Genomic DNA, 8,931 nt, shown 5'->3' on the forward strand with positions numbered 1-8,931 from the left:
CGAAAGGGTTGCAGCAAAATTAAAATTCATAGGCAAGACGAAAATCGATGCGCTGGTTGCCGACATCGACCGTGCCCTGCCGGTAGAACGGATAAGCCCATTCCACTTCGCCGTTCCAGTGCTTGAACAACTGCGCGTGCAGGCCGATGCCCGCGCCGGCCAGCCGGTAAAAGGAAGGCGTGTCCGGCAAAGGATGCTGGATCCACAGGTAGGCGTAATCGACGAAAGCATGCAGGCGCAGGCTATCGACGAAGTCCCAGTCCTGCCGCTTCAGCAGCGGCGACTGGAGTTCCAAGGATGCGTTCAGACCGTCGTCGCCGAGCTGCTGGGTCTGGTGGTAGCCGCGCACGCTGCCCGGCCCGCCGGCGGAAAACTGTTCGTTGCTGATCAGCGGGCTGTAGGAAAGTTGCCCGGACGCGCGGACCGCCAGCCGGAAGTCCCGGAACAATTCGCGCAAGTGTTTCAGGTTGGCGGTCAGATAGGCGTAATTGGTCGGGGCGTCCTTGCGCCGGTTTTCGAATTCCTGCGGGTCGCTGCCCAGCCCGCGGGCCGAAAAATTGAGCGCGGCGCCCAGGCTGGTCATCGCGCCCGGCTGCCGCCAGCTGCCGTCGTAGCCGATTTGAAAGGCCGGATAACTGACCGGCGTCGGCGCCATGTCCTGGCCCTGCAGCGTCACACCCTGGTTGAAACTCTTGTAGTCGAAACCCAGGGTCAGGCTGTGGGTGGCGTTCTCCTGCAGCCCGAAAGGCTTGATCAGGCGGGTGCCGTAAATGTCGCCGCTGCCGACCACGGTCAGGCCGCCCACGCTGGTGCCGATCGCGGTATTGGAATTGATCCCGATGCCGTAAAAGGCCAGGCGCGTATCGGCCCAGCCGGTCGGCAGCACATAGGTGCCCGACCAGACTTCCACCTCGTCGTAGTTTTGGGGAGAAACCTGATACTGCAGCGAAGCGCTGTGAAAACGCTGCCACAAGTTGTCGTAACGCAGCGAACCGACCAGGCGCGTCCGCGAGGTGCTTTCCGGATTGCGGCCGTTCACTTCGAGGCTGCCGTGCAGCGGGACTTCGTCCTTCACATGCAGTTCCACTTCGGTCTTGCCCGGCGTATTGCCGGCGCGGAAAACCGGCGTGACCTGGCGGTCCGCCGAAGCCTGGTTCAAGGCGGCCAACTGCTGCTGGATCTCGGGCATGTGAGGCACTTTGCCCGCCGCCAAGGCAGGAATATCGGCCCGGATCCTGCCCAATGCGTAATAACGGGAGCCGGAAATCTTCAGCCGCTCCACGGTGCCTTCGACCACTTGCAGGCGGACCGAAGCGTTCACCACATCCTGCTCGGGAATTTCGACGATCACCGTCGGATAGCCGTTCTTCTTGTACACGTCTTCCAGCGCCTGCCGAGCCTTATCGACATCCTCGATCGACTTTCCGGGCCCGAGAAACGGGTACACGGTTTTTTCGATCAGCTGCCGGTCCAGCACCGTGTTGCCGTCCACCTGGAACATCAGCAGGTCGAACGCCGGCGGAACCTCTTCCGTTGCTTCGGCAGGCGCGGCATGGACCGATGGCCACGCCGGCGGGAACAGTGAAATAACGCTCCATGTCAGCAAGGCGCGTCCGATGAATTTATGCATGGATTTGAAATACTCGTACTATATAAAGTCGCAGAGCACATCCTGTGCCAATACCCATCCAATTGAATTGCAAAGCGTTTTTATCCGGACATTGGATTTATCTGCTGCCCTGGCAGCAGCGGCTGCTGAAAGGCTGTTGATAGATCAACAGCCCGGATGCGGTTTTGGCGTGTACCGGCGGGAAATGGCGCCGGTACACGCCATGAAGAGGCGATGCGGACCGGGACGGAAGGCGCGTCCCCGAACCGCATGCTTGACTGAAATTCCGGCACGGCGCCGGAACGCTGCGTGTGCTCTCCCCCCTGAAAACACAGTGACAGAGCCGAGCCGGAGAACCCGTCCCGGTCTTTATGAGAACTTGCGGATGCCGTTGCGGCGTATCCGCGTTTTCTCCTGGCGCGTCCCTGCCGCCGAATCGGCCGGTCCTATCCTGTCGACCTCCTGCCTACTGGCAATCCGCCAGCGGCGCATCGGCCGGGTTGATCGTCGCATTGGCGGTGAGGATCTTCGTCGCGTTATTCGCGTCGGTGATCGTCGCGGTGATCGTATAACCGCCGACCAGTCCGTAGAAATGGCTGCCGGTCGCGGACGCGATGCCCGGATTCAACTGCGTCGGGCCGTCGCTTTGGCCGTCGCCCCAGGCGAGCGTCACCTTATAGGGCCCGGCGCCGCCGGTAATGGCGACCTTCGCCTCGACAGGCGTATTGAAGGGGACGGTCGCCTGCGTCAGATTCAGCGTTCCGCCCAAAGCCGACGCTTGCTGTTCGGACACGGTAATCCGGAACGTCTGCGCCTTGCTGCCGCCAGCCGTATCCGTAACTGTAATCGTCAAGTCGTAAGCTCCCGCATTGGCATAGACATGGTTGACGGATTTGGAAGTGACGCCGTTGCCCAGGGTTTCCTGTGTCGGCGCGCTACCGTCGCCCCAAGCGAACGCCACCGTGTAAGGGCCCGTGCCGCCGGTAATCGCCGAAGCTTGCGCCGTAAGCTGGCCGCCTTTCGTCAGCGCGGTCGAAGTGACGCTCAACGCGGCATCCAGCGCCGGCACGGCCACAGTCACGGTTTCGCCGGGACCGGCTTTTTGCGTGCCGTTCGCATCGATCACGGTGACTTTCTGCGTAAAACTGCCCGCGTTCGCATACTGATGGCTTCGGATTTTCGAAGTTTCGCCGGCGTTCAATTGAATCTCTTCGGCCGCCGAGCCGTCGCCCCATTCGAATTTGACTTTGTAAGGCCCCTTGCCGCCGCTAATCCCGGAAGCGCCGGCAGTCGCCGTTTCGCCCGGAGCCAGCGTCTTTTTATCCAGCGAGAACGCCGCGTTCAAAGGCTGCACGTCGGCGACCGTTACAATGACCGTATCGGTCGCCTTCGCATTGTCGTTGTCGGTCACGGTCAACTGGAACTCCAATTGCGCAGGCGCCGCCGGGCTTACGAACGATGCCGCGGCGCTTTTGGCGTTAAGCAATTTGACTTTGGGAGCGCCGGGCCTTTTCAACTGCGTCCACTGATACTTGACGATCCGGCCGCCGCGCGCGGCATCGGGATCGGTGCTCAGGCTGGCCAGCGCCACGTTTTCCGAAAGGCTCGCGCTGAAGTCGGCGCCCGCGTTCGCAACCGGCGGCGCATTCAGCGGCTTCACCGTCAGGACGGCCGTCTTGGCCGCGCTCGATCCCTCGGCGTCGGTAACCGTCAATTGAAACGTGAACTTGGCCGGTTTGGTGCGTTTGTCGGTCTTTTGAATCGGCGGCGCGGTCAGGGTCGGCCTGGACGTAGCGGCGCCATTGATCGTGACGCTCGGCGAGCCCTTGGTTTGCAGCCAGGCATAGCTCAGGGCGCCGCCTTCCGGATCCGCGCTGAGGCTGCCGTCGAGCGTCACGGCCTCGCCTTCGTTGACCGGCACGACCTTGGCGATCTTGGCTTTGGGCTTTTTATTGGCCGCTTCCGCCACCGGCGAAACGGACAGCGCAAAGGCGAGCGTTAAAAGCCCGACAACCACCAGCCGCAACAAGCCGCCGAATCGCCATGAAGCATCGCCGGCGCCAGCTCCCGGCCCTATATCAGGGAACGGCGAAAAAAGCCGCTCCGTATAACGCGTAGATAATAAAGTCATCTTGAATTCCTCGAATCTGCCGGCCTATTTCAACTGGATTTGCAGACCGCCGGCGGCCTGGTCGTCAGCCACGGGAACGATACCGGTCTGCGTAGAACCGGTGGCCTCGCAGAAATGGGTCAACGGAACCACGGGATTGTCGGGATTGAACGGAATCGAGGCGGTAAAGCCGCGCGGATCTTTCGTCGTCGCAAAGATGCCGCTGATGCCGAAAGGCAGCGTCGCATTCACCGCTTTGGCAACGGTCGGACTGCCCAGATCGTCCGCGAACGCTTTCAGCAGCGCCTTTTTATCCGTCCATTGCGAATCGCCGGACTTATTGGTACGGTACAGCACGACGCCTTCCGCCCAATGCGGATAGACGCCGGCCGCGACATTTTCGATGGTCGGCGCAAAACCGTCGATTTTCACGTAGCGCCAGGGATTGGCGCCCGCATCCCTGTCGCCGCTATTGACCGCGATCCCCCAGATTTTTTGCAATCCCGGATTCAAACCGGAAGCGTTGGTGCCGTTGTTCCAGTCTTTCAGCAGGTTATTGGTGGCATTGACGCCTCCGGGCGACTTCACGATCGGGGCCGCAATGTCTTCATCGCCGTCCGGCGTGTTGTCCGCCGGCTTATTCGCGTTGGCGGTGCCGGGATAATTCAGGAATTTGGCGTAAGCGACCGCGCCGATCGCCGCGCCTTTGTTACGCCGGCTGACGCCGACCGGCGTTTTGCCGTCGCCGTTCGTGAACGGCGCCGCAATGCCGGCGTCGGCCGCCACGTCGACCAAACTGACCGCCTGATTGGTGTTTTTGTCGACGATCTTGACCTGCTCCCAGCTCGCGATTTTGCCGGCCAGCAGCGAAGCCACGAAATTACGGTTCAGATTCGGCAGCGAACCGGCATCGTAAGCGCCGACCGTTACCGCCTCAGGCAGCGAGCCGGCTCTTTTCTGCGCGGCCTGCAAGACTCTGTAAAGTTCCTCGGTTACCGCCAGGCCGTACACCAAGCCTCCGGTGGGCACCTGGGTAAATCCTGCGGGCACCTGGTTCAAAGTGAGAGGCCAATCGGGTTCCGGCGCGCCGGTAATGACTTCATTGACCTGCTCGGGGTAATTTTCGGTATTCGGTTTCAGCAGAATATCGGGATCGACGCCCAAAAAGCCGCCGTCGGAAACGACTTTGGTCAAATACGTGGAAGCATTGGCCTGGCTGATGGTTTTTTTCCACTTCTTGCCGCCTTCCGCGCCATCCACCTCCCAGTCGGCCTGGCCCAGTCCGACGATGTTCAGGTGTTCCAAAGGCAGGCCGTCGCCGTTGTTGGCAAACAGCGGGACGACGCCATAGCCCGCGGCGCCGTATGAGCGTTTTTCCAGAATGATTTTCTTGCCGGCCAGCCCGCCGGGCAAATTGGCGTTGCCGGTAAAATAGAACGACTGCCAGCGCCCGCCGATGCTGGAACCCGAAACGTCACTGAACGTATCCAGGGTGCCCGGCGCCGCCAGCGTGGCCGAGACGACCCGGGTAATGGCCTGGTCCTGGGCCGCGCCGCCGGAGGTATAAACGATCAGATCCGGGGCGCCGTCGGTCCAGGGCGTCAAGGCGCTGGCGGACTGGGCGCCGGCCAGCAGGGAAACGGCAAAAGCCAATTGTCGTGATTTTTTCATAAGGCATATCCTCAAATGATATTGATTCGAATGAATCCGGGCAGATGCCGAGATCGGAGTCTACGGCTGAACCCAATATCAAGAAAAAAGCATGCCAATATGTAACATACTGATAATATGAAATATTTATTTGAAATTCCGCTTCCGGGCTGTTGCTCTGGAAGCAGCCGCTGCTGACCTCCTGTTGCTGTATCACCAATGCTTTTTCATAAAGGATGCGGCTAAAGACAACTTCCTGAAATAGAGCCCTGATCGTCCCCGCGCTCTGCACTCGGCGTTATATCCATCGAACAATCTGATCCGATACCCGGCCGGCAGGAGTCCAAAGCTTGCTTTGGATCACGCCTAAATACGGCGTTCAAAGTAAGTTCAAAGCAAGCTTTGGACTCCTCGGCAGCACAGGCGCACTCCCGGCACTCCGGCGTTAAGGATCCGGTAGAAGATAACTTTCCGGAGTTGATTGTTATGAAAAGCGGGTTTATTCACTCCCCCTTTGAAAAGAAACGCTCAGTCCCCCTCTTTGAAAAAGACGACTGTACGGATGCAGGAGCGATTACCGAGGGGTTAGGGGAAATTTATCAAACAAATCCCCCTCGATCCCCCTTTTTCAAAGGGGGAGGTGTTGTTGACGAAACCCTTTTTTCAAAGGGGAGGTGTTTTTTAACGAAACCCTAAGTGGGGTGAGGGATAAAGCGATGCCGCCGGCGCGCGGTATGAATTCATCATTTCTTGTACTTTGAAGCGCAGAGGGAACGGCGGCTTCACCGTACCGCACGACCCTGCTGACCGGCGGGCAGGATGCCAGCAATCCCTGTCCGGCATCCAGCAGCGCATGCGGCCTGCAATTCAGATTTGCATTTAAAATCATACAATTAAATATTGGCATATAAATTGACTATTAAATTTCGACGGCAAACGATGCCAAAGCCCTGCCGCCGATAAGAACCCCAAACCGTCCTGCAACGAATCGGCTCTGTCTGGCGTCCCGTTATTTTCGAATTAAACCTCATACTCTATTCAGGTGAACCTATGAAAAAGCACATTGCGATTATCGCAGCCTTATTGTTTGCAAGTACCGGCGCTTTTGCCGAGGAGCATGCCGCCGAAGCGCTGAAACACGCCGAACATGCGCTGACCCACGGCAAAGCCGGGCATGCGCCGCAACTGGTCGATCATGCGGAAAACGCGCTCAAGCATGCCCAGCAAGCCGAAAGCGCCGCCAGCGGCGAAGCCAAAAGCCATGTGACCGCCGGCATTAAAGCATTGGAAGAAGCGATTGCGCACGGCAAGCAGGATCATGCCGAAGTTGCCGCACAGCATGCCGAAGAAGCCGTCTCGCACCTGAAGGCGGGAAACAGCTAACCGCACAGGCCGGGCATGCGCGCTGCCCGACCTACAGTGCTGAAAGCTCCGTCGATCTCTGCCGCCTTCCCCGCGGACGGGCTTCAATCCCGTCCCGATCTTTCATCGGCTTTAGGCCGTCCGACACAACAACGTAGATCGGGCATGCTTTTTATGCCCGACTTTAGACGTTTTGAAACGCCAACGTCATTCAGACTCGCCTGCCGACATTGGCAGGGGATGTGAAAACATTGGGCAACGATAAACCCGTTGCCCAACCTAGGTGACTAACGTTTGAGGTAACCGGCCGCCGGAGGATCGTAGGATGTGCTGAACGAAGTGAAGCGCATCGCACCGGACGCCCATTCGGGTATGGTTCGCGATCGATGGGCTTCGAGCCTCAGCCCATCCGCCGAATTACGGACTTTTTGAAAAAGCCGCGGCGGCGCATGTCGAAAAACCCGGATTTCAATCCGGGTTTTTCTGCCTTTTTCAGTATAACTATCGGCGATGGTCGAATTTCTGCGCTACCAATCCGTCTTGCACGCTTAAATCGCGTAAATCCTGATCGGTGAAGCCGAAGACAAAAAACCGGTTGTCGCCGGCGACGCCCGGCAGAAAGTCGTTATCGTTAGCGATCCATAAGGTATGGTATTGGGTGCCGTTGGAAACTACATCGCTTCCGAACGCGGCCCCTTCCAGTTTGGCCGGAATGTTTTTAACGTCGATACCGTAGGTCTGCAATGCCTGGGTGATGTCGAGGAATAACGACTTATTTACGGCAAAGGGCAGCAGGCTGCTTTCGCCGCTGACCTTCAGCGGGCCGATGTCGGTGGCGCCTTTCAGGTCGATTTTATACAAGCGTTTTACGACGGCCTTGCTGCCGTCGCCCAGTCCTTTGCCGTCGCGTTCCAGCACCAGGAACTCATGGCTGTTGAGCGCCAGAATTTCGCTGCTGTTATAGTTTTTGTTCGTATCGGCCAAATGGTTGTCGTAAACGTATTGACGGGTTTTACCGGTCTCGATGTCGATCGTCACGATCCGGTTCGCTCTGCCGCCGTCACCGCCGTCCTGGATCAGCGGGCTTTGCTCGAAGCCGATTAATGTGCTGCCGTCCGGGGTGATCGCCAGGCCCTCCATGCCTTTATTTGCAACCCGGCCGCTGGTATTGAGGTTGATTTCGTCACCGCCTTTGGCGCTCAAGTCGTGTGCATCGAATGCGGACGGCAGCGAGAAAATCCGTGTGCGTTTGCCGGTTAACCGGTCGAACTCGTAGACGTAGGGACCGTATTCGTCGGAAATATAAACCTTGCCGTTATGCCCCACGCGAATGCCTTCCGGATCGAAACGGGCATGGCGGGGATTGGTGGAAACCCCTTCGCCGAAATTGTCCGAGCGTCCGCTGAAGAAATGCCGGTTATGGGTGTTGATGGCGGGAACGGCTGTGCCGTACGTCAAGGATGCCGGGCTGAACAGCAGGGTGGTGCTTTCTAAAGCGGGCGTCAAGGTCATCGGCAGGCCATTGGACGGCGTGTCGATGAGCTGCATTGAAAGGGTATGGAATCTCGATAGATAGGAGGTGGTGTTGTCGACGTCGCTATTCCACGCCGTCGCGTTCGGCCCCCGGTCGGGCAGCGCCAAAAAGGTATTGTTACCGGCATAAGCCAGACCGGAGCCAATGCCGCCGAGCACATCGGCGCTGTCCACGCCGTTTTCCAGGGCGCCTGTTAAGCCGGAGAGGTCGTGTTGACCGCTCAAACTGCCGATGGCCAATAACTGCGGATTGGCCGCGCAAATCGCCGGCGCGCCGCACAAAGAGAGAAACAACAAGGCTTTTTTCATAAAAAAGTATCCAATTATTTGAAAGGAATCAATTTTTTAACATTCGGATATGAACTTTTTATGACAGAAGCCGAACGGCAATCGGCTTTTTTCTTTAGCCATCCCTTTACAGGCGTCATCCGGCGGAACCGCCGGCGCATTCCGCCTTACGCGGGTTATAACCTTGAAAACCGGTTGCGCGTTGTGGAATCGAATCTTACGAGGGTTGTTTCAAAGACAAGCGTAGGATTTGCTGAGCGATAGCGAAGCGCATCGCACCGAGTGCCCTTTAGGGCATCGTTCGCGATTGATGGGCTTCGTGCCTCAGCCCATCCTTGTATTATCCCATTGTGTTTTTCAAACGGGAATTCCTGTATAA

General features: G+C 58.2%; 5 protein-coding genes. 1 reads left to right on the top strand and 4 read right to left on the bottom strand.

Features of this window, described 5'->3' with window-relative positions:
- Positions 1-19: 19 nt before the first annotated feature.
- The 3 genes from JJL52_RS20275 to JJL52_RS20285 all read right to left on the bottom strand — a co-directional run bounded on the left by JJL52_RS20275 (position 20) and on the right by JJL52_RS20285 (position 5,390).
- A complete protein-coding gene (locus JJL52_RS20275; RefSeq protein ID WP_202054342.1) occupies positions 20-1,630 on the bottom strand; it encodes a ShlB/FhaC/HecB family hemolysin secretion/activation protein in 1,611 nt (536 codons plus the stop codon).
- Between the two features lie 445 nt (positions 1,631-2,075).
- Complete coding sequence (locus tag JJL52_RS20280; RefSeq protein WP_202054343.1) at positions 2,076-3,740, bottom strand: PKD domain-containing protein; 1,665 nt, start codon at positions 3,738-3,740, stop codon at positions 2,076-2,078.
- A 24-nt stretch (positions 3,741-3,764) separates the two neighbouring features.
- Positions 3,765-5,390: a hypothetical protein gene (locus tag JJL52_RS20285; RefSeq protein WP_202054344.1), complete on the bottom strand. Its 1,626-nt coding sequence runs from the start codon at positions 5,388-5,390 to the stop codon at positions 3,765-3,767.
- Positions 5,391-6,419: 1,029 nt separating this feature from the next.
- Between JJL52_RS20285 and smbP the strand changes: the two genes are divergently transcribed.
- The gene (gene smbP, locus JJL52_RS20290) at positions 6,420-6,752 is read left to right on the top strand and encodes a small metal-binding protein SmbP (protein ID WP_202054345.1); all 333 of its coding nucleotides are present in this window, start codon (positions 6,420-6,422) and stop codon (positions 6,750-6,752) included.
- 480 nt (positions 6,753-7,232) lie between these two features.
- On the opposite strand, the gene JJL52_RS20295 is transcribed toward smbP, so the two are convergent.
- Positions 7,233-8,573, bottom strand: coding sequence for an esterase-like activity of phytase family protein (locus JJL52_RS20295; protein WP_202054346.1), 1,341 nt, complete (start codon positions 8,571-8,573; stop codon positions 7,233-7,235).
- Between the last annotated feature and the right edge of the window lie 358 nt (positions 8,574-8,931).

Origin of the sequence: Candidatus Methylomicrobium oryzae (assembly GCF_016745425.1) — a bacterium.
Classification (GTDB): Bacteria; Pseudomonadota; Gammaproteobacteria; order Methylococcales; family Methylomonadaceae; genus Methylomicrobium; species Methylomicrobium oryzae.

What these genes read in the sequence shown, in the direction of transcription:
- smbP (WP_202054345.1), top strand. Translation starts at nt 6,420, where the DNA reads ATGAAAAAGCACATTGCGATTATCGCAGCCTTATTGTTTGCAAGTACC.
- JJL52_RS20295 (WP_202054346.1), bottom strand. Translation starts at nt 8,573, where the DNA reads ATGAAAAAAGCCTTGTTGTTTCTCTCTTTGTGCGGCGCGCCGGCGATT.
- JJL52_RS20285 (WP_202054344.1), bottom strand. Translation starts at nt 5,390, where the DNA reads ATGAAAAAATCACGACAATTGGCTTTTGCCGTTTCCCTGCTGGCCGGC.
- JJL52_RS20275 (WP_202054342.1), bottom strand. Translation starts at nt 1,630, where the DNA reads ATGCATAAATTCATCGGACGCGCCTTGCTGACATGGAGCGTTATTTCA.
- JJL52_RS20280 (WP_202054343.1), bottom strand. Translation starts at nt 3,740, where the DNA reads ATGACTTTATTATCTACGCGTTATACGGAGCGGCTTTTTTCGCCGTTC.